This window comes from Flavobacterium sediminilitoris (assembly GCF_023008245.1).
GTDB lineage: Bacteria > Bacteroidota > Bacteroidia > Flavobacteriales > Flavobacteriaceae > Flavobacterium > Flavobacterium sediminilitoris.
The window spans coordinates 3,585,430-3,607,224 of record NZ_CP090145.1 but is presented as its reverse complement, the minus strand read 5'-3'; the positions used below and the strand labels follow the sequence as shown (position 1 = coordinate 3,607,224).

Annotated in this window: 16 protein-coding genes; 5 read left to right on the top strand and 11 right to left on the bottom strand. The window is 30.2% G+C overall.

From position 1 onward, the window contains the following. Positions 1-57: 57 nt before the first annotated feature. The 4 genes from LXD69_RS16555 to LXD69_RS16540 all read left to right on the top strand — a co-directional run bounded on the left by LXD69_RS16555 (position 58) and on the right by LXD69_RS16540 (position 7,942). Positions 58-993, top strand: a complete 936-nt coding sequence (locus LXD69_RS16555) for a PorP/SprF family type IX secretion system membrane protein (RefSeq protein WP_246916185.1) — start codon at positions 58-60, stop codon at positions 991-993. A gap of 19 nt (positions 994-1,012) precedes the next feature. After that, complete coding sequence (locus tag LXD69_RS16550; RefSeq protein ID WP_246916184.1) at positions 1,013-2,887, top strand: OmpA family protein; 1,875 nt, start codon at positions 1,013-1,015, stop codon at positions 2,885-2,887. Positions 2,888-2,987: 100 nt separating this feature from the next. Further along, a complete protein-coding gene (locus LXD69_RS16545) occupies positions 2,988-7,058 on the top strand; it encodes a T9SS type B sorting domain-containing protein (RefSeq protein WP_246916183.1) in 4,071 nt (1,356 codons plus the stop codon). Between the two features lie 131 nt (positions 7,059-7,189). Then, positions 7,190-7,942 carry a sulfite exporter TauE/SafE family protein gene (locus LXD69_RS16540; protein WP_045966550.1) on the top strand — a complete coding sequence of 251 codons (753 nt, stop codon included), beginning with the start codon at positions 7,190-7,192 and terminating at the stop codon, positions 7,940-7,942. Positions 7,943-7,944: 2 nt separating this feature from the next. On the opposite strand, the gene ribB is transcribed toward LXD69_RS16540, so the two are convergent. From ribB to tpx, 6 genes are read right to left on the bottom strand one after another with little or no spacing between them, the layout of a single operon-like run. Continuing rightward, the gene (gene ribB, locus LXD69_RS16535) at positions 7,945-9,078 is read right to left on the bottom strand and encodes a 3,4-dihydroxy-2-butanone-4-phosphate synthase (protein ID WP_152640668.1); all 1,134 of its coding nucleotides are present in this window, start codon (positions 9,076-9,078) and stop codon (positions 7,945-7,947) included. 6 nt (positions 9,079-9,084) lie between these two features. Then, on the bottom strand, positions 9,085-10,521 hold the full coding sequence (locus LXD69_RS16530; protein ID WP_246916182.1) for an LptF/LptG family permease: 1,437 nt from the start codon (positions 10,519-10,521) through the stop codon (positions 9,085-9,087). Between the two features lie 7 nt (positions 10,522-10,528). Continuing rightward, positions 10,529-11,194 carry a LolA family protein gene (locus LXD69_RS16525; protein ID WP_045966554.1) on the bottom strand — a complete coding sequence of 222 codons (666 nt, stop codon included), beginning with the start codon at positions 11,192-11,194 and terminating at the stop codon, positions 10,529-10,531. Further along, on the bottom strand, positions 11,178-13,649 hold the full coding sequence (locus LXD69_RS16520; RefSeq protein ID WP_246916181.1) for a DNA translocase FtsK: 2,472 nt from the start codon (positions 13,647-13,649) through the stop codon (positions 11,178-11,180). Before LXD69_RS16520 ends, LXD69_RS16525 begins: the two co-directional genes overlap by 17 nt. Before the next feature lie 32 nt (positions 13,650-13,681). Then, a complete protein-coding gene (locus LXD69_RS16515) occupies positions 13,682-14,056 on the bottom strand; it encodes a diacylglycerol kinase family protein (RefSeq protein WP_045966558.1) in 375 nt (124 codons plus the stop codon). Positions 14,057-14,062: 6 nt separating this feature from the next. Further along, on the bottom strand, positions 14,063-14,560 hold the full coding sequence (gene tpx / locus LXD69_RS16510) for a thiol peroxidase (protein ID WP_045966560.1): 498 nt from the start codon (positions 14,558-14,560) through the stop codon (positions 14,063-14,065). Positions 14,561-14,703: 143 nt separating this feature from the next. Between tpx and LXD69_RS16505 the strand changes: the two genes are divergently transcribed. Next, complete coding sequence (locus tag LXD69_RS16505; RefSeq protein ID WP_246916180.1) at positions 14,704-15,273, top strand: fasciclin domain-containing protein; 570 nt, start codon at positions 14,704-14,706, stop codon at positions 15,271-15,273. A gap of 102 nt (positions 15,274-15,375) precedes the next feature. Here LXD69_RS16505 and LXD69_RS16500 read toward each other — a convergent pair whose 3' ends face one another. The 5 genes from LXD69_RS16500 to LXD69_RS16480 form a co-directional block, all read right to left on the bottom strand. After that, positions 15,376-16,020, bottom strand: a complete 645-nt coding sequence (locus LXD69_RS16500) for an alpha/beta hydrolase (RefSeq protein WP_045967426.1) — start codon at positions 16,018-16,020, stop codon at positions 15,376-15,378. A gap of 434 nt (positions 16,021-16,454) precedes the next feature. Then, positions 16,455-17,057, bottom strand: coding sequence for a hypothetical protein (locus LXD69_RS16495; protein WP_045966570.1), 603 nt, complete (start codon positions 17,055-17,057; stop codon positions 16,455-16,457). A gap of 374 nt (positions 17,058-17,431) precedes the next feature. Further along, complete coding sequence (locus tag LXD69_RS16490; RefSeq protein WP_246916179.1) at positions 17,432-18,412, bottom strand: DUF3883 domain-containing protein; 981 nt, start codon at positions 18,410-18,412, stop codon at positions 17,432-17,434. Further along, positions 18,396-20,375, bottom strand: coding sequence for a DEAD/DEAH box helicase (locus tag LXD69_RS16485; RefSeq protein ID WP_246916178.1), 1,980 nt, complete (start codon positions 20,373-20,375; stop codon positions 18,396-18,398). The genes LXD69_RS16490 and LXD69_RS16485 overlap by 17 nt, the downstream gene beginning before the upstream one ends. Further along, on the bottom strand, positions 20,375-21,793 hold the full coding sequence (locus LXD69_RS16480) for a hypothetical protein (protein WP_246916177.1): 1,419 nt from the start codon (positions 21,791-21,793) through the stop codon (positions 20,375-20,377). Before LXD69_RS16480 ends, LXD69_RS16485 begins: the two co-directional genes overlap by 1 nt. Positions 21,794-21,795 lie beyond the last annotated feature (2 nt).

Here is a 21,795-nt window from a genome sequence, read left to right as displayed (position 1 = left end):
ACTTATTGTTTTATTAATGAGTAGACTGTATTAATAACATAGTAATTTGAGTTTACAATGAAAAAAATATATATAACATCTTTGTTTTTGATTGTATTTGCTATAAAATCGCAAGCACAGCAAGATCCCCATTATACACAATATATGTATAATATGAATGTAATGAATCCTGCTTATGCGGGTTCAAAAGAGAATTTATCCATCGGTCTTTTATATAGACAACAATGGGTAAATGTTGACGGAGCACCTAAAACAGCTACTTTATCAGGACATAGTCCTGTGGGTAAAAATGTTGGATTAGGCCTATCTGTCATTTCAGATAAAATTGGACCAGTTGAAGAGAATAATGCTTACGCAGATTTTTCATATACTTTAAACCTAGGAGGAGAGCATCGTTTAGCTTTAGGATTAAAAGCAGGTGCAACCTTTCATAGAGTAGGACTTTATAGTGAAATTGGAAACGGATTTGTTCCAGATGAAAACGACATTGCTTTTAGTGAAAATGTGAATAATACTTATTTAAACGTAGGAACAGGATTCTTTTACTATACACAAAAATATTATGTAGCCTTGTCGGTTCCAAATATGTTGAAAAGTAAATACCTTGATGTTACTAAAAATGGAAATGATTATCAATTTGGTTCAGAAACACAACATTATTTTCTTACAGGAGGATACGTTTTTAATTTATCAGATAATACAAAATTCAAACCATCATTTATGCTAAAATCAGCATTTAATGTAACTCCATCATTAGATGTTTCCGCTAATGTTATGTTTTTTGACAAGTTTGAGCTAGGAGCTACATATCGAATAGATGATTCGTTTGGAGGAATGGTTAATTATGCCATAACACCAAGTATTAGAGTAGGATATGCTTATGATCATATAGTTTCAGATTTAAAAGTAACAACACCAGCATCACATGAATTTATGTTGTTATTCGATTTGAATTTCGCGAAAAAAGCATCAATATCACCTCGATATTTCTAATTTATAAAAGAATTACGTAATGAAAAGAAATTGTATAAGAATAGGATTTTTGTTAGCAATAACAATGTCTTTCGCACAAAATAAAACAACTCAAAAGGCAGATAAACTTTTTGAGAGTTATCAATATGTTAATGCTATTGAGGAATATTTGACTATAGCAAATAAAGAAGAACCAAATCAATATGTTTTTAAACAATTAGGCGATAGTTATTATAATTTGAATAATTATGAAGCAGCAGCTAAATGGTATGCAAAAGCAGTAGAAACTAAAAAAGTAGATGCTGAAACGTACTATCATTATGCGCAAACATTAAAATCGCAAGGGAAATACAAAGAAGCTAATGCCCAAATGGATGTATTTGCATATATGATTCCTAATGACATAAGAGCAATTGAACACAAAAAGAACCCGAACTATATCCCAAGTTTAGCCAATAAATCAAAATTGTTTGATGTATTAGATACTGCAATTAGCTCAAAAGAAGCAAATGATTTTGGAGCTTATTTAACAAATGATAATACGTTATATTTTGTAAGCACTAGAAATTCTAGTGGGAAAACAGATAAATGGAATAATCAACCTTATTTGGATATTTTTAAAATTATCAGAAATTCCGACGGAACATTGTCAGAATCAACTCCTGTTAATGAGTTAAATACTCCATATCATGATGGTCCAGTTACAATTTCTGCTGATGGGAAAACTATGTTTTTTGCCAGAGATGGTCATAGTACAGGGAATTTTGTTAAAAACAAAAACACAAACGTGAAGGTTGGACAACAAGGATTATATAAGGCCATACTAATTGATGGGAAATGGAGTCAAGTAGAACCATTACCTTTTAATAGTACAGCTTATTCGGTTAGTAGTCCAAGTTTAAGTAAAGATGGAAAAACATTATACTTTGCTTCAAATATGGTAGGTGGTTTAGGCGAATCAGATATATGGAAAGTGGAAGTTCAAGAAAATGGTTTTGGAACACCAATAAATCTTGGAACATCGGTTAATACTCCAGGAAAAGAAAATTTTCCTTTTATTACAGATGATAATGAATTGTATTTCGCATCTTCTGGAAAACAAGGCTTTGGAGGATTAGATATTTTTAAAATAGATTTAAATAAGAGTGAAGAAGCAATTAATTTAGGAAAACCTGTTAACACTGAAAAAGATGATTTTTCATTTAGTGTAAATAAGAAATTAAATATAGGATATTTTTCATCAAATAGAAACGGATTTGATGCCATATATAGCGCAACACCTGTTTGCAAGGCACAAACAATTGTATTAATTACAGATAGTAAAACAGGATATAAATTATCTAATGCAAATGTTGCAATCTTAGACAACAAAGGAAATATTATTACTACTCAAAAATCAGATAGTCAAGGAAAAGTAATTTATGATGTTGAATGCGATTTAAATTATACAATCAAAGCAACACTAGAACATTATGAAATTGCAGATGCTAGTTTAAAAAATACAGTTTCTGGAATAAATAATGTAAACATAGAAATGGTTCCAGAGGAAGTGATTATTACAGAAACAGAAGTATTATTAAATGATGTGTATTTTGATTTTAATAAAAGTAATATAACAGATAGAGGAGCTACAGAATTAGATAAATTAGTAAGAGTGATGCTGAAAAATCCAATTATGGTTATTCAAGTAAAATCGCATACCGATTCTAAAGGAAATAAGAATTACAATTTGAAACTTTCAGAAAGAAGAGCACAATCAACAGTTCAATATATTATTTCTAAAGGTATAGATAAAGATAGAATTTCAGGAAAAGGATATGGAAGTACAATGCCAAAAATAAACTGTGATTCAAACTGTACAGATGAACAACATGCTCAAAATAGAAGATCAGAATTTATAATAGTTAAGAAATAAAATACTATTATATAATTAAGGATTTTGGAGTAATTGTAAATAAAAACAATGGCTAGTCTTATAAACAGATTAGCTATTTGTTATAAATAAATAAAATAAGATGAGAAGTATTTTAACTTTATTTTTTACGTTAATTTCAATACACTTGATGTTGGCGCAAAACGAACCAAATGATTGTGTTGATGCTATTGTAGTATGTGGAAATGGTAGTTTTAGTTCAAATGCAAATGGAGTAGGAGATATACAAGAAGTATCTGGTTGTAGCGGATTTGAACACAATTCAATTTGGCTAAAAATTAATATAGTACAATCGGGAACATTAGGCTTTGATTTAATTCCAGATGATACAAGTATAACGGTTGATTATGATTTTTGGGTTTATGGAGCTGATAGAAGTTGTAATAATTTAGGAAGTCCAATTCGATGCGCAACTACAAATCCGCAATTAGCAGGACAACCAAATAATCACACAGGAATGAATGGAGGCACAACATTAACCACAACTGGTCCAGGAGCAAATGGTAATAGTTATGTAAGATGGTTAACGGTAACAGCAGGACAATCGTATTACATAGCAATAGACAGACCTGTTGGAGACGGTGGTTTTCAAATTCAATGGACAGGAACAGCAACTCAAAACGATGGTGCTTTTCCTACACCTCCAGTAGCAAATCAGATAGAAGATTATAAAACATGTAGTAATACAGCAAACACAGGTATATTTGATTTAAATTCCGTTCGCAACGATATTAATCCTGATTTGGTTAATAATACAATCTCATTTTATACAACATTAGCAAATGCTACTGATGGAATAGATCCGCTTCCAAATATTATTAGTAATACATCAAACCCACAAACGATTTATGCTAAAGTGGTTGATAATGTAAGTGGATGTTATAATTTAATGGAATTTAATTTAAGGGTCTATTTAGTTCCAAATGCTTCCATTTCAATTTCTAATACTCAATTGTGCGATGGAGAAGATGTCACAGTTACTTTTACAGGCACACCAGGAGCAAGTATTGATTATTCAATAGATGGAGGAACAATACAATCTGCTATTTTAGATGCAATAACAGGCGATTTTGTTCTTACACAAACTGTGACAGCAACAACAACTTTTACCCTTGAAAATGTAAAAATATTAGATAGTGATAATGTAACTGTCTTATGTAATCAAGTTAAAAACGAATCGGTTACAGTTACAACTCAAACATTACCAACTGTTACTATTTTAGGAGATGTAACCATTTGTGAAAATACAAGTGCTAACATTAACTTTACAGGAACACCAAATGCAGAAATAACATATACTATAGATGGAGGAACAAATCAAGTAATCACACTAGATAACTCAGGTCAGGCTAGTATTACAACTCCTGTATTAACATCAAATAGTGTTTATACTTTGATAAGTGCAACTTCAACAACAGCTCCTTTTTGTAGTCAAGTGCAATCAGGAACAGCAACAATCACGGTTATACCTTTACCAACTGCTACAATTATGGGGTCTACAACCTGTAGTAATTCTACAGGAACTATTGCAATAAATGGAACGCCAAATGCAGAGGTAACATATTCTGTAGATGGAGGCACAAATCAAATGATTACATTAGATGGAACAGGAGAAGCTATAATAACAACTCCAATATTAACTTCGGATAGCTTTTATACCTTACATAATGTTGCAATTGGAATATGTAACCAACCTTTAAATGAAACAGTGGCAGTCTCTGTGATTTCATCTCCTACAGCTAGTATTTCAACAACAACCCCAATTATTTGTAAAAATTCTACAGGAACTATTACAATAAATGGAACGCCAAATGCTGAGGTAACTTATTCTGTAGACGGAGGTACAAATCAAATAATTACATTAGATGGAACAGGAGAAGCTATAATAACAACATCAATATTAACATCAAACGTTACGTATAATTTAGTAAACGTAGCAATAGGTACTTGTAATAATCAATTAACAGATAATATTACTATAACAGTTAATGATTTGCCTACAGCAACAATTACAGGAGATACAATTTGTGCAAATAACACAGGAACTATTACAATAAATGGAACACCAAATGCAGAGGTAACATATACTGTAGATAGTGGAACTAATCAAACGATAACATTAAATGGAACAGGACAAGCAATTATTACAACACCAGTATTAACTACAAATAGTAATTATAACTTAATAAACATTGTCTCAAATTCAAGTCCATTTTGTAGCCAAACATTAAATAGTTCAGCTCAAGTGATTGTTAATCCAAAACCCGTAGTAACAGCAACACCAAATACTCAAACTATTTGTTCAGCAAGCTTGTTTACAGCTCAATTAAATAGTAGTGTTGTTACAGGAAATATAATGTATAATTGGACAGTTGTACAAGCTATAAATGTAACAGGAGCTACCTCTGAAACTGGATTTGATGTATTAACCAATCTTTTAACGTTAGTAGATAATACTGTAAACGGATTAGTAGAATATAGTATTACCGTAACTGTAGATGGATGTATAAGTGATCCAGTTTCGGTTTTTGTTACTGTTACACCAAAACCAATAATTTCTAATGTAACTTATACAGATACTATATGTTCAGGAACAACAACTGATATTGTAGTTACGGGAAGTCAAAATTATATCTGGAATGCTACAGTGCAGAATATTGACGGAAACTATCAAATAAATGGAGATGAAACAAATATCAATCAAATAGCAACATTATTCAACACATCAGATTTAGGCTATATAACATTAAATATTATTCCAGTATTAAATGGTTGCGAAGGCGATTCTTATCCAGTATCAATAGTAGTAACTCCAATTCCTACTGTAGATACAATCAATTTTAATCTTTCCGAAATTTGTTCAGGAGATGAATTACAAGTTTCTATTTTAGGAAATCCAACAGGAACAGTTTATGATTGGGTAGCCTTATTAAATGGAGTTACAATTCAAGGAGGTACTACTTTTGGAACAACATCTGGTTTAATAAATTTAATTGTTACAACATCTAATCCAGAAATTATAGGAACATTATCATTTGAAATCACACCGCGTAATGGAAGCTGTGTAGGAACTCCAATATTAAGTGATGAAATAACAGTATATCCGCAACCTGGAAAACCTATTGTATTACAATCGCAAACTATTTGCAGTGGTGGAAGTCCAAATTTTGATATTATAGTTGAAAACCCAATAATAGTAGGAACAGAAGTAGAGTGGACTGTGCTTCAATCTGTAGGAGTTACAGGTGCTACAGGAGGATTCGGAGTTGCTCCAGTACAAATAAATACAGATGTTTTAGTCAATACATCAAATACACAAGGTTTTGTAATTTATCGTGCACAATCAAAATTAGGAAATTGTACAGGAGAATATACCGATTATACTGTTTATGTAGACCCATTTCCAAAACCAATATTAGAAGACGGAACAATATGTGTTGAACAAGCAACAGGTCTTGTTTTTCAAAAATACAGATTGTATGCAGGTAATTTTATTGGAACAAACTATAGTTTTACATGGTATGAATCAAGTGATCCAATAAATCATATTGCAATAACAAATGTTCCTACTTTAGAAGTAGATTCAGCAGGTAGTTATTATGTTGTAGTTGAAAATGTATTAACAGGTTGTGCAGGAACATCAAATATAGTAATAGTAACTGAAATAAATCCTGCTACAGCAATAGATTATACTGTTACCAACGCTTTTACAGATAACGCTACTATAGAAATAATATTAACAGGAGGGAATGGTGAATTTCAGTATCAAATTGATGATGGAGCATTTCAAAATTCTAACGTTTTTACTAACGTAAGTGGTGGTTTACACAATGTTTCGGTTGTTGATACACAAGGATGTACTTATTTAACGATTGATATTTTGGTTATCGATTATCCTAAATTTTTCACTCCAAATGGAGATGGAATTCATGATACATGGAACATTACTACTTTACGTGGACAATCAGATTCTAAAATACATATTTTTGATCGTTATGGTAAATTAATTAAACAAATAAGTCCAAACGGAACGGGTTGGGACGGAACTTTTAACGGTCAGCAATTACCATCAACCGATTATTGGTTTACAATTGAGTATAGCGAAAACTTACAGCAAAAAATATTTAAAGCTCATTTTTCTTTGAAACGTTAAATATCAATATAGGATTAAAAAAGGCTCAACTTATTAAATTGAGCCTTTTTTAGTATGACTATATTATATAAAAAGAGTTGCGAGAAATATGCGAATGATTTTAAATATCTTTGCACCATTAAAAAAATATAATGGCTTTTCAATACGAATACCTTCTTTTAATTCCAATAGGTTTTATAGCTGGTTTTTTAAATACGATTGCTGGTGGTGGAACTTTATTAACGCTTCCTGCTTTAATTTTTTTGGGTTTACCAGCTCCATTAGCTAATGGAACAAATAGAATTGCTATTTTAATTCAAACATTTACTGCTGTAAAAGGGTTCAAGAGTAAAGGCATTTCAACATATCCTTTTAGTTTATATTTAGGCATTTCAGCTTTCTTAGGTTCTTTTATAGGAGCTAAAATTGCAATAGGAATTGATGGAGCATTATTTAATAGAATTTTATCTATTATTATGATTATGGTTTTACTCACTCTTCTTTTTGGACCAAAGAAAAACTATGCAGATATTGTTGAGAAAACAACAGGGAAACCATTATATATAGCTATTGGGATTTTCTTCTTTTTAGGAATCTATGGTGGTTTTATAAATGCAGGAATTGGATTTCTAATGCTTATTATTTTACCTTATTTAAATGGATTATCCCTTTTAAAATCAAATGTAACGAAAGTTTTTGTAGTATGGATATATACTATAGGAGCTGTAATTGTATTTGCACTGGAAGATAAAATTAATTACCCTTTGGCTTTTATTCTTACAATAGGAAATGCATCTGGTGCTTGGTTTGGAAGTCGATGGTCTGTAAAAAAAGATGACAAAGTAATTAAGCTATTTTTAATAATTACAGTGTCATCTTTAGCTATTAAATTGTGGTTTTTTTAATACTAGAAATTAACATATTCTGTTATTTCTAATCCATAACCAATCATTCCAACACGTTTTGTTTGATCAGGTGTATTTGATAATAATTTTATTTTTGAAATATCAATGTCGTGTAATATTTGTGCACCAATACCAAAATCTTTATTATCCATCTTCACTTGCGGAGCTTTAATTACACCATTTTCCTGTAACGATTTTAATTCCGTTAAACGAGATAATAATTCTAAGGATTTTACTTCTTGATTAATAAAGATAATCGCTCCTTTTCCTTCTTCATTAATTTTTTTGAACATTACATCAAGCTTCTTATCAGCATCATTTGTTAATGTTCCTAAAATATCATTGTTTACTAATGTAGAATTAATTCTTGTAAGTATTGCTTCTCCATTGCTCCAAGTACCTTTTGTAATAGCCAAATGCACTTGCTTATTAGTAGTTTGAAGATAAGCACGAAGTCTATATGTTCCAAAACGAGTTTGTATTTCAAAATCTTCTTTCTTTTGAATTAGACTATCATGTTGCATTCTATAAGCAACTAAATCTTCAATAGAAACTAATTTTAAGTCAAACTTTTTAGCCACTTCTACCAGTTCAGGTAAGCGAGCCATAGTTCCATCTTCATTCATGATCTCACAAATAACGCCAGCAGGTTTAAAACCCGCTAATCTTGCAAAATCAATAGCTGCTTCAGTATGTCCTGTTCTTCTTAGAACTCCACCTTGCTTTGCAATTAAAGGGAAAATATGTCCAGGTCTTGCTAAATCGTACGATTTAGTTTCTGGATTAATTAATGAAATTACAGTTTTTGCTCTATCAGCAGCAGAAATACCCGTAGTAACACCATGTCCTTTTAAATCAACAGAAACGGTAAATGCTGTTTCCATGTGATCGGTATTATTACGTACCATTGAGTGTAAATCGAGTTCTTTGCAACGACTTTCTGTAAGTGGTGTACAAATTAATCCTCTACCATGAGTTGCCATGAAGTTAATCATTTCAGGAGTACATTTTTCAGCAGCCGCTAAAAAATCACCTTCATTTTCTCTATCTTCATCATCTACTACTATAATTATTTTTCCTTGACGGATATCTTCTATAGCTTCCTCAATTGTGTTTAGTTGTATGTTGTTTGACATTGTGGTTTAGTTGTTTTTTGAAAATCTTAAAAATAATTTCTTAAATGGATCTGTAATCCAATCAAAATTGATCATTACACCTATATCGTTAGTTGCTCTATACGTTAAAAAAACGGCTAATGGTGTAAGTATAAAAGAAGACATCCACATTCCTAAGAAAGGTGTTATCGAATCTTCTTGAGCAATTTTTCTTCCAAATGTATTAATGAAATGAAATGCTATAAAAATGATGATTGCAAATACAATAGGTAGACCAATTCCACCTTTTCTAATAATAGCACCTAATGGAGCACCAATAAAAAACATTAATAAACAAGAATATGCAATGATGAATTTTTCATGAATAACAATCCAGTGAGCATTAATATTCTTCTTTTTATATTCTAAATCTGATTTACTATTATTGATACTAAATTCTGTACTTGAAGTGTTGCTTTTTGCCATTTCTAGTATTCTCGATTTTTCAGCAAGTGTAAAAAGAGAGAGTAAATCATCTACTTTTTCTTCTTTAGTAATATTTTGTACTCTTTTTAATTGGAACACATAATCGTTTCTTTGTACAATATTATCTGTGAAAGAAACAATGTCTTTGTTGTAATTATTTTGTAGCGAATCAATAGTGTAATTTAATTCGTTTAGTGTTAACATTTTTTCTGATGTAATATCACTATCATCAGCACTATTGTTGTCTAGTTTCGTTAAATCTAAATTAAGAATGTATTTTTTAAAACTACTTTTTGCAAATGGATATTTCTTTTGATCTTCATATTTTTTAGGAATCACATTCTCATAATAATTTCCATCTAGAAGCTCTAGTTGAAGATAATTAGAATCCTTATCACTTCTTAAAATTCCATTTTTGGCTTTAATAACAGTATTAGCTCCTAAACCAGCATTTACGTTTTTAATATGCATGGTTACATCTTCAAGAAGTTCTCCGTTATCACCAGATTTTTTTTCTACTTTAATATTTATTGTAGAACCAATAGGATTAAACTGTCCTTCAGCAATTGCCATTGCAGGTCTTTGTTGTACAATGGTTTTACGTAAATTTAGAAATTTATATTGCGCTTTAGGTATTACATTATTTGCAAATATGAAAGAAACAATGCTTAATCCAAAGATTGCAAATGTTAACATTTTCATAGCTCTTTGTAATGATATTCCTGAAGATTTCATTGCTGCAAATTCATAATTCTCAGCAAAGCTTCCAAATGTCATAATAGAGGCTAATAATACAGATAGCGGTAAAACTAAAGGAACAATTGTAGGAGCATAAAACGAAAGAAATTTTATGACAGTAAAAAAATCCAAATCTTTACCCGCAAGTTCGGCTATAAATAACCATATTCCTTGTAGGATGAATATAAAAAAAAGGATTACAAATACCGAAGTAAATGTAATCATAAAGGATTTAACAATGTATTTGTCTAATAATTTCACCTTATTTTTAGTCTAATCTATTGATATAGTAATTAGGGTATTTTGATTCGGTAAAGGTAAAATGATTTTTCGATATTGGCTGATTTGTTTTAAAAGAATTAACAGTTAATGTTGTTCTTGTTCCATTTTTGCCTGTTTCAATAAGGTTGTAAATGTTTTTTGTTTGAACATCTATTCCTAATAATATTTCTTTTCTCTGATCTTTTGAGCTAATAGGAATTAATTTTACATATTGAATTTTACGCCCTTTTATATTTTGTAAAATATCCCACGAATATTTATAACCTGAATTAAAGAATGTTAGCATTTTTGAAGGTGTAACAGCACTATCATCATTTTCATCATACTTTGAAATAGAAATTTCTTCATCTTCAGGTACAATTGTGTACACTTTTTTACCGTCAAAAATTTTAGTAACACCCATAAAGTTCAAATTGTAAAGATTGTTTTTAAGTGTAACATTTCCTTTACTTTCTTGATTTATATTTTCTTTTGGATTGCTTAATGCATATTTAAATTCAATAACGATATTCTCATAAGTCTTTACCTTAGTAGTGACTTCATCTAACAAACTTTTAGCTTTAGCAGCGTCTTGTGCTTGGATTGAAAAACCAACTAAAAGAAAACATACTAATTTGAAAAATTTACTCATTGTATTAATTATTTTGTTCATTATTTAAAAATTGTTCTAATGATACTAAATCAGGAATTAAAACAGAACGTGCCTTACTTCCTTCAAATGGTCCAACAATACCAGCAGCTTCTAATTGATCAATTATTCTACCTGCTCTATTGTAACCTAATTTTAATTTTCTTTGTATTAAAGAGGCACTTCCTTGCTGAGCTGTTACTATAACTTCTGCCGCTTCTCTGAATAAAGTATCTCTGTCGGAAATGTTAATATCAAGAGTCGTGCCACTTTCTTCTCCAACATATTCAGGTAAAAGGTAAGCGTCTGGATATGCTTTTTGTCCTCCAATGAAATCACAGACTTTTTCTACTTCAGGAGTGTCTATAAACGCACATTGTACACGCACCATGTCATTTCCGTTTGTATATAGCAAATCTCCACGACCTATTAATTGATCTGCTCCTCCTGCATCTAATATTGTTCTTGAATCTATTTTAGACATTACTCTAAAGGCAATTCGGGCAGGGAAATTGGCTTTAATCATCCCTGTAATTACATTAACAGAAGGGCGTTGCGTTGCAATAATCAAATGAATACCAATTGCACGTGCAAGTTGAGCTAAACGAGCAATAGGCGTTTCTACTTCTTTTCCTGCTGTCATAATTAAATCGGCAAACTCATCAACAACAAGTACAATATAGGGTAAAAAACGATGTCCGTTTTCAGGATTTAGTTTTCGTAATTTAAATTTTTCATTATACTCTTTAATATTACGAACCATTGCATCTTTTAATAAAGAATAGCGATTGTCCATTTCAATACATAAAGAGTTTAATGTATTGATAACTTTTGTATTATCGGTTATAATAGCTTCTTCCGTATCTGGCAGTTTTGCTAAATAATGACGTTCAATTTTATTGAACAGTGTTAGTTCTACCTTCTTTGGATCTACTAATACGAATTTAACTTCTGCTGGGTGTTTTTTATAGAGTAATGAGGCTAAAATAGCATTTAACCCAACTGATTTTCCTTGTCCAGTTGCTCCAGCCATTAACAAGTGAGGCATTTTTGCTAAGTCAACAACAAAGGTTTCATTTGAAATAGTTTTACCTAATGCAATAGGTAATTCCATTTCTGCTTGTTGAAATTTAGGCGATGTAAGAACACTTTTCATAGACACCATTGTCGGATTATTGTTTGGTACTTCAATACCAATAGTTCCTTTTCCAGGAATAGGAGCAATAATACGAATACCTAGTGCTGCAAGTGATAAGGCAATATCATCTTCTAGATTTTTAATTTTAGAAATTCTTATTCCAGCATCTGGAACAATTTCATATAAGGTTACTGTAGGTCCTACAGTTGCTTTTATTTGTGTAATACCTATACTGTAGTTTTTCAGTGTTTCTACAATTCGGTTTTTATTTTCTTCTAGTTCACTTTGGTTTATGGTAATTCCACCTGTGGCATATTCTTTTAATAATTCTATTGGTGGTACTTGATAATTAGAAAGTTCTAATGTAGGATCAAACTCTCCAAAGTCTTGTACTAATTTTGCGGCAAGATTTCCTTCTACAATTTCTTCTTCTTCCACTTTTTCAATTACAAAATCGCTTACTGGTTCTGAATCATCAGTGATTGAAGTATTTGAAACTTCAATATTTAAATCTTGCGCTTTGGTTGGTTTTGTTTCTAAAGTTAATTCGGATGAATTAGAAATAGTTGGTTTTAATGATTCTTTGTTAACTTCAAAAGTAGAAGGCTGTTTTAATTCAATTTTAGAAATTACATCATCATCTTCTTTAATTGTAAAATTATCAGTAAGATTTTCCGATGTTATATTTTCATTTTTCGATTTTGAAATGTTTTCAGCATTTTCATCAGCTAATTCCTCTTGAAATGTTTTCACAGGTTTTTCAAAGAGATTCTTTATGGTATCGGGTGATATTTTTATTTTGAATATTAAAAAAATAATGATTCCAAAAAGAAGGACTAATAATGTTCCTGCTTTTCCAATATAATCTTGAATAAATAGATTCATTTCAAAACCAATTGTTCCTGCTAGCTGAGGAAGAATGTCCCAGAAGAAACCAAAAAGGACAGATAAAATGATGATGATATAAAAATCCCAAAAGATGGTTCTTTTTAATTTTGATATCGAAAGATCTAATATTAGATAAACTCCAGCAAGGAAAAGAAGTCTAACAAAAAGAAAAGAGGCAACACCAAATCCTTTGTATAGAAAGAAATCAGCTAAATAGGCTCCAAATTTTCCAAGCCAATTGTAGGTAACAACAGATCTATCAAGAACTTCATTAACTTGACTTTGATCGTAGTTTCCTGATGTAAAGTGTGAAACAAAAGATAATAATAAGGCAATAGCTAATAATACTAACAAGACACCAATACTGAATTTTTGTTGTCTGGATAGATTAAAAGATTTTTTTTCTTTTGTTGCAGTTGTATTTTTAGATTCTTGGTTACTTTTCTTAGCCATTTAGCGAGCACTATTTTACAAAAATAGAGAATTTAAAATAAATAAGGAATATATATTATTCCACCAATTATTATTGCAGTGAAAGCAGCAAATAAAACAGCTCCAGCAGCAATATCTTTGATGAAACCAATACGTTCATGATAATCTGGATGAATAAAGTCAGCAATTTTTTCAACGGCTGTGTTTAGACCTTCAATACTTAATACAAGACCAATAGCTAGTGTTTGAATAAGCCATTCTACTTTTGTAATATTAAAATAAAAACCAGCTATTGTTACAAGTAGAGCCAGTGATGACTGTACCATTACGCTATGTTCTGTTGTTAATAATTTAAAAGCTCCTTTTATGGCAAAAGCCATACTTTTTAGTCTGCCAGTAAAGAAAGTATTATCTTTTTCAAAGTTCATAGTAAATTATAAGGAAGCTAAAGCGGATTCGTAATTAGGCTCGTCTGCAATTTCACTTACTTGTTCGGTATATTTTACAACACCATTTTCGTCTAATACAATAACAACTCTAGAATGTAATCCTGCTAATGGACCATCTGTTATTTCTAATCCAAAGTCTTTTCCAAATTTTCCAGTATTAAAATCAGACAGGTTGATTACGTTTTCTAATCCTTCTGCTCCACAAAAACGTTTTTGAGCAAATGGTAAATCGCGAGAAATACATAATACTTTAGTGTTTTCTAGTTGACTAGCTTTTGCATTAAATTCTCTTACAGATGTAGCACATGTTCCAGTATCTATACTTGGAAAAATATTTAAAACAAGTTTGCTTCCTGAAAAATCAGATAGAGAAGCTTCTCCTAAATCGTTTTTAATTAATTTGAAATCTGGAGATTTTGAACCTACTGTTGGTAATTCTCCACTTGTATGTATTGCGTTTCCGCCTAAAGTTACTGTTGCCATAATGTCTTTTTTAATAAGGTTCAAAAGTAATAAATATTTATTGAATTGTCATTTACTGAAAGTCTTTTTAAATTTTTTTTATTTTTTTAAAACCAAAATTAAACTTCTCTCGTAAATGCAATTATAACTTAAATTCATATAACATGAAAACGAATAAAATTTTAGCAATAGGTTTAGTAACATTTAGTTTATTTTTTGGAACTCAAATGAATGCTCAAAAAATGGAAAAAACAGTTGAAGTAGGTGGAGCACCAATGTATCCAAGTAAAAACATTGTAGAAAATGCTGTAAATTCTAAAGATCATACAACTTTAGTAGCAGCGGTAAAAGCGGCTGATTTGGTAGATGTGTTAATGTCTGATGGTCCTTTTACTGTTTTTGCTCCAACCAATGAGGGTTTTGCAAAATTACCAAAAGGAACGGTTGAAACTTTGCTAAAACCAGAGAACAAAGAAATGTTGCAGACTATTTTAAAATATCATGTTGCTACAGGAAAATGGAGTTCAAAAGATATTATGGCTGCTATTAAAAAAGGAAAAGGGAAGTTTGCTTTCAAAACGGTTAGCGGTGGAACACTAACAGCTTGGATGAAAGGAAAAGATATTTATATCACAGATGAAAATGGTAACAGTTCTAAAGTTACGATTGCCGATGTGAACCAAAAAAATGGCGTTATACATGTGGTAGATACTGTTGTTCTACCTCGCTCATAGTTGTTTAGTTTTAGTTTGTTTTTAGAAGAGCTCTACTATAAAAGTAGAGCTTTTCTTGTTTTTATATTGTATTGAAAGAGAGGAACAACGTCGTTGTTATAATTATTTTGTTTTCTCTAACCAGTTTTTAAAATCATAGAAATTTTGTGGTGCAACACCATGTCCTACAGGATATTCATTATAAGTAACCGGTAAACCTAAGTTTTCCATAAATGGTTTTGCTTTTCTAGCCCAATCTACAGGGATTACTTGATCTACTGTTCCGTGTGAGATGAAAAATTGTAGGTGTTTGTATTCTTTATTTTTGAAGTTTTCTGCAATAATGTTTTCATTCAAGTAACCGCTTAATGCTACTACTCTTGCAATTTTTTCAGGATAAGATAGAGCAGTGGCATAGCTTAGAATACTTCCTTGGCTGAAACCGATTAGTGTGATTTTGTTTTTATCAATAGGATATTTTGCAATGATTTCGTCTATGAAATTGGCTATTAAATCTCTCGATTCTTTAGCTTGGTTATCATCTGAAAATTTGTTTTCATCTGCATCAAAATGTATGGCATACCAAGCGTGTCCATAAGGTTGTAAGTCGTAAGGAGCTCGAACGGAAATGACATAGTATTCTTCTGGTAATTCGGTTGCAAAAGAAAACAAGTCTTCTTCGTTGCTGCCATAACCATGTAATAAAATTAATACTGGATTTTGTTCTTGTTGTATTTTCGGTTCTCTAATGAGGTAGTGTAGGTTCATTCTGATTTTATAATTTTTTTCAAAATTATTATTAAATTTTAATTTTTTGGGTTTTGATTTGATATTTTTTGTAAGTGTTCGTAAGTTACAGTCGTCTGTTTGTTGTTTTGAATTTAAAACATTAAATTACGAATAAGATACTCATAGGATGATAAGTTTGTGTTTTCGATTTCTCGATACTTTTTTTATTCCATAAAAAACACTCGAACAGATGGAGTGGTGGTTTGGAGTATTATTTTGAGTATAATCATTCAACACAATCTACGTCCCTTCGAGTGCGCAGCGTATCGAGAAGTTTTACTCCGATTCTCTATGTTTAAAAACTCGAATATAAAAACAGCTTTTTTTAAGCTATGCTGTTTTTGTAAATTATTTTAAAAAATTAGTCGTAAAGAGATGTTGCGCAATAGATACGGTTGTTGTGGGTAGTTTTTTTATTTTCCTTTATTTTTTTCAGTAATCTTTTTCAACCAAATTTCATGTTTTTCTGAAAATTCTTTCATTGAGTTCGGTTCTAAGAACATTACTTTTTCTGCAAGTTCTTTATTAGAAGCTCTTAAAACATTATTGTAGGTTGAATGTTTTGTAAGTTCTTCAGGAATATCAAATTGAGTTATATCAATTTTACATTTTAATTGATTTGAATAATATATTTTGTTGTCAATTAAAAATTTGAATCTTATTTCAGTTTCAAAAGTTCCATTATATTTTTCAGTTTCAGTTTTAATTATTTTTTGACTTGTAATTTTTTCAGATAAATAACTATTTCCACACCAAGAATAACTCCAATATTCAATCGGTTTCCATTTTCCATTTTTATTTTTTGCTTCTTGGATTAAGTATAGATGCCAATCTTGTTTGCTTAAAGTTAGAGTATCTTTAGTGTTGTTTTTTAAATATATAGAAATTATAGAATCATTTGTGATTTTAGCAATTATTTGAATTTTACTTTTAGAATTTTCATTTTCGTTAAACTCTGTTTTTAAATCTTCATTTGCAATAAATTCAAAGTCACTTTGGTTTTTATTATAATCCATAGACTTATTTTGTCCAAATAAAACGATTGACAAAAAATAAAAAAATATACCCAAATTATACTTCATAATGTTTTTTACAAATTTCTACGATAATATAACGCCCAACGGTTATTGTATGAAAAGTAGCGAATTTTTAAGCATTAAATTTTCGAATTATTGACCTTTATTTTATTATTTATCTTTCGTTTAAGCACCAAAGCCGCTTTTTTTATATACGTTGTTACTTGCTGGCTTTTTTTCGCAAACTAGTTAGTATTGGTAAAGACATACTCTTTTGCAATTTTTGGCTTGTGTGTTAGCTGGTGTGAAACGCAGTTCATGAACACCAAGAACCAATCGTAAAACCGTGAGTAATTGCAAAATGTGTATGGCTTTTAGCGTTGGTATATTAATTCCACTTTATATTTTTCAATTTGCTTATCCCAATTTTCATCGTTACTAAGTATTTCCTCATATGGATTTTGTATCATAATTGGAACATACTTGGTTTTATTCATTTCTGATCGATTAACTAAGTATAGCCAATAATCATCTTTCTTTCGTTTCGCAACAGAATATTCATTTCTAGACCAGAAAAAATATGGTGTTTCACCATCATAAGATTTTACTTCTATAAAACGATTTGGTAATTCATCAAGCTCGTGATTATATGAAGCTATATCGAAACCTTCATTAACAATGTATTCAGCTACCCAATCTATTTCTTTCTGCTCATTAAGTCTTGCGAATTCAAAATTTAAAACAAACTTTTCGGCTTCTTCGCCATAAATTTGCTGTTGCTCCATTGCTTTCCGAAACTCCTCAATACCAATCTTTCTTTTTTTAATCTCAGGTAGGACTGTCTTATCAAATAGTTTCTTGTAGCGATTATTAATAATAAAACTATTTAATTCCGTTGTTGGATGAGTTTTAATCGCCTCAAAGTCAATTAACAATTGTTTAAAATTTGAATATTTTAAGCTAAAAGCTCGATTGTTTATCTGTAACGACTTGTAAATTATGTCGTGGGATAAATAATCAGAACAGAATATTTTGTGAAATTCATCATCATCTTTTAAAGCCTTGAAAAGATATTCAACGAATTTATCTTTCATTTGGCTTATGCTATTCAAAGAATCAATAACACCGTTACTTAAAGATAGAAAGTCGTTTTCAAATACTAATATTTCTGTTTTTATTGCTATTTCAATACAACCATCAAAAATACTTCTACCATCAATGACTCGGTTGTAAAATAATTTTTCAATGTCGGTTATTGTATATTTAGCTTCCTGATTTCCTTTTAATGTACTTAGTAATTCAAAGAAATAATTTGGAGTGCCAAAATTTCTATACCTTCTAAGTTCTTCTAGCATAATTAGAGATTAAATCATTAATTATGTCTGTTTCATCATTATTGTCAATTCTTTGAAAAAGAGGAATATCATCATTAATAATTTCTTCCATTCTCTCTATTTTCAATCGAAGTCTATCATTTATAACTTCATCTATTGAGTCTTTAGACAGGATATAGAAATATTTTGTTAGTTGATTTTCATCTAAACCAACCCTATGAATTCGATCTTTTGATTGAATGAAATTTGAACAATTATAATCCCTTTCTAAATATATTGCATTGTGACAACCTTTATGCAAGGAAATTGATTCAGCTACAGAAAATGGGTTAGCAATTATCACTTTGAAATCATTATTTAAAGGGTCATTAAACGCCTTTATAGTTTCTTCTCTTTCAGCCTGCGGAATTTCTCCAATTAGAAGTTTTGATTCAATACCATTTTGATTTAAATAAGTTTTCAATTCCTTAGCATTTTGAATGAAAATAGTCCAAATAATTACCTTTCCATTTTCAGGAAATATTTCCTCTAAAAGCAGTGATAAAATACTTCTAAATTTTTTTGGAGTTTCAACTGTTGGATAATTTATTATCTTATTAAAGAACTCGGAATCATTAATGAACTCGTCAGTATCTGTAGTAAAAATAGCATTTGGGTCAAATTCACCTGTTAACTCATTATTCTCCAAAGAATCTTTCAAAGTTTTTGATAAAAGTGACGGATTGGTTGAAGCTTGTCTAAGTCGAATAAGTTTTGCTCTGTTAAGTATGTCTTTAACTGTAGCAGAATTATTCTCTTTAAAGTGAGGAAGATATTGGGATTCTATAAAATCATATATTTCCCTTTGATGGGAATCCATTTCAACTGGGATGTATTTTTCTTCTATTGGTGGAAGCTTGAGGTCATTCTTCTTTATTCTAATAAAATAAGGTGAAATGTTGTCTTTTAATTCCTGTACCCTTGGTGATTCAGTCGAGTTATTATTAGTCATATCCTCCAAATTGTGATAATGAAATTTTAGAATTTCTTTAAACTTGAATGGATAGATAAATTTATAAAGGTTGAAAATATCTTGATACCCATTTGGAACTGGAGTACCAGTTAAAATCACTCTCGATACTGCTTCTTTTGATATTTCTGTTACACTTCTTCCCCAAACACCTTCTGGATTTTTTATTCTGTGAGCTTCATCAACTACAACCATTGTTTTGTTTCGCTTTAAAAAATCAATGATGTCATTTTGAAATCGGTCAACCCCACCGTGAAAAATTAATGTTAGTTCCGGTGAGTTTGGTGAATATAAATGTTCTAATTTTTGCTTGATAGAAATTTCGTTATCTCCTGACATACGAAAAGAGTTTGGCTTATATCCGAAACACGCTGAAAATTCATTCTCCCAAGGAGCAAAGGAAGAAAGAGGTCCAACTACTAAAAGTTTATTTACGTGACGAGGATCTTCTTTAGGTAAACTTTTCAAAAACGCATAAGCTCCATAAACTATTGATGTTTTACCAGCACCTGGAACAGCGAAATTGCAAGAATTTTGAGCAAATGCCATATGGAAAGATGACAATAATTGCAAGGGATATAGTTTTCTTGTTAAAGTTTCTTTTAAAACTTCCTGAAATTTATCAAACTGATTTACTAAGGGTTGATTTTCTTTAAACTCATTATCACGAATCGCTCTTGCATTCTCGCTAAACACTTCAAAATTTTCCTCTTCTTTTGAAAAAGCTTGTAGTTCTTTTTGAGTATTGTCAGTTAGTTGAAATTTATAATCGTACTTACTTAGTAAACTTTGAATTTCTTGAAGAGATTTTATCTGAGTTTCCTCCCTAAAGGGGATAATAACAAAATTATTTTCAATCGAATAATTAAGTCTTTTGAGTGATATAAATAACCTTTTATTTTGTAATAATTCTTCAGTATTACCTTTTATTACAAACCAATTATCTACGATATTAACATCAATAGAATAATTCATTATAAATTCTTCTTAATTTGATAACTAATTTGATTGATTCGATTAGCCTTTTCTTTTAGCTCTTCAACTTCATTTGAGGGGATTTTATCAACATCAATATCTTCTAATAATTCAATGATATGAGATAAAACTCTTGAAGGAGATTTTTTTTGGAGTGAGTCAAAAACCTTTTTTCCTAGTTCTTCTACTTGTTTCTGAACAGAATTTGATGTAAAATTCTTATTTTTCTGGTTAATAGAATTGAAAGAATCTAAAGCTTTACTAATTAATTTTTCAGGCTCATCTTGTGATTGTTTATTTCTAAGTTTTTGATAATGATTATCAACATTCTCATCTAAAGAAGAGCCTATTTTATTTTTAAAATCACTATCAATGCTATCTAAATGCACCTCTAAATTTTTAACATTTATATCGATTTTAGGCTCATCAAATGTTTTTACTATTCTTCTGTGTTCATTTTGAAAAGAATCCCATATTTCTTTATTGCCGAAGAAATGACTTTGCTTTAGGCCCTGAGCAACATATCTAAATTTCTCATTTTTATATTTTATTCTTATTAAATCATAACATAAAGTCTTTAAATCATCTACATCACTATCTGTGTAATTGTCAAAAGGTTTGTTAGATCCTTCTCCATAATAGTTTAAAATCCAGGTAGTTAATCCTCTGAATTGCTCTTCTCTTTCATCCAGTGTTGTATAAATACCATTATAGTTAAACCATTCTAAGTATTCATCCATTGTGTTCATAACAGATAGTGTAAACTCAATATCATTTACACTCTTTATATTCTTATAATTTCCAACCCATTCATATATTTTCTTAATTGCATTTTTATCTGCACTTTCTGGAGTGTAAAAAGATTTCCCACTCAATTGAATATAAAGACTTTGTATCTTAAGATAAATTTCAATTGGATTATAATCAAGCTTTCTTTCTTCACCTAATTGATATTTAGTTTCAAACTTTTCAATCTCAAGTGGATTACCCTCATAGGTAACAGGCAATACAACCGCTTTAAAATAATCAATATGGTCTATTCTATTTAAAAGCATGGCTCTTCTATTACCATCGATGATGATTCCATCTTCGGTTATAATTCCTACTTTCTCTTGACCCAGTTTCCCCAAACTCGCAAGAGTCTCTTTATTTTTCTGTTCCTTTGAATTCCATAAAAAATCTTCGATTAGTTTTTTGCCATTTTCATTTTCAGCATCAATTATTAAATTTTGATTTTCATATGATTTTGTTCGGCTTAGAATTCTACCATTGTATTTATTGTAGATTAAATATGCTAATGGTATCTGATAAACCTCCATTGGTTCCAATCTATCTTTCCAAGGAATATCTATTTTTCCAATAGGAGTTTCATGGTTTTTTATATCCCTAATTTTTTGTATTCTAACTTCTTTGTTCATAC

Bases quoted from the DNA above. Each gene is read 5' to 3' on its own strand.
- LXD69_RS16545 (WP_246916183.1), top strand. From the start codon at position 2,988: ATGAGAAGTATTTTAACTTTATTTTTTACGTTAATTTCAATACACTTG.
- LXD69_RS16500 (WP_045967426.1), bottom strand. From the start codon at position 16,020: ATGAACCTACACTACCTCATTAGAGAACCGAAAATACAACAAGAACAA.
- LXD69_RS16550 (WP_246916184.1), top strand. From the start codon at position 1,013: ATGAAAAGAAATTGTATAAGAATAGGATTTTTGTTAGCAATAACAATG.
- LXD69_RS16495 (WP_045966570.1), bottom strand. From the start codon at position 17,057: ATGGATTATAATAAAAACCAAAGTGACTTTGAATTTATTGCAAATGAA.
- LXD69_RS16525 (WP_045966554.1), bottom strand. From the start codon at position 11,194: ATGAACAAAATAATTAATACAATGAGTAAATTTTTCAAATTAGTATGT.
- LXD69_RS16490 (WP_246916179.1), bottom strand. From the start codon at position 18,412: ATGCTAGAAGAACTTAGAAGGTATAGAAATTTTGGCACTCCAAATTAT.
- LXD69_RS16555 (WP_246916185.1), top strand. From the start codon at position 58: ATGAAAAAAATATATATAACATCTTTGTTTTTGATTGTATTTGCTATA.
- ribB (WP_152640668.1), bottom strand. From the start codon at position 9,078: ATGTCAAACAACATACAACTAAACACAATTGAGGAAGCTATAGAAGAT.
- tpx (WP_045966560.1), bottom strand. From the start codon at position 14,560: ATGGCAACAGTAACTTTAGGCGGAAACGCAATACATACAAGTGGAGAA.
- LXD69_RS16540 (WP_045966550.1), top strand. From the start codon at position 7,190: ATGGCTTTTCAATACGAATACCTTCTTTTAATTCCAATAGGTTTTATA.
- LXD69_RS16520 (WP_246916181.1), bottom strand. From the start codon at position 13,649: ATGGCTAAGAAAAGTAACCAAGAATCTAAAAATACAACTGCAACAAAA.
- LXD69_RS16485 (WP_246916178.1), bottom strand. From the start codon at position 20,375: ATGAATTATTCTATTGATGTTAATATCGTAGATAATTGGTTTGTAATA.
- LXD69_RS16505 (WP_246916180.1), top strand. From the start codon at position 14,704: ATGAAAACGAATAAAATTTTAGCAATAGGTTTAGTAACATTTAGTTTA.
- LXD69_RS16515 (WP_045966558.1), bottom strand. From the start codon at position 14,056: ATGAACTTTGAAAAAGATAATACTTTCTTTACTGGCAGACTAAAAAGT.
- LXD69_RS16480 (WP_246916177.1), bottom strand. From the start codon at position 21,793: ATGAACAAAGAAGTTAGAATACAAAAAATTAGGGATATAAAAAACCAT.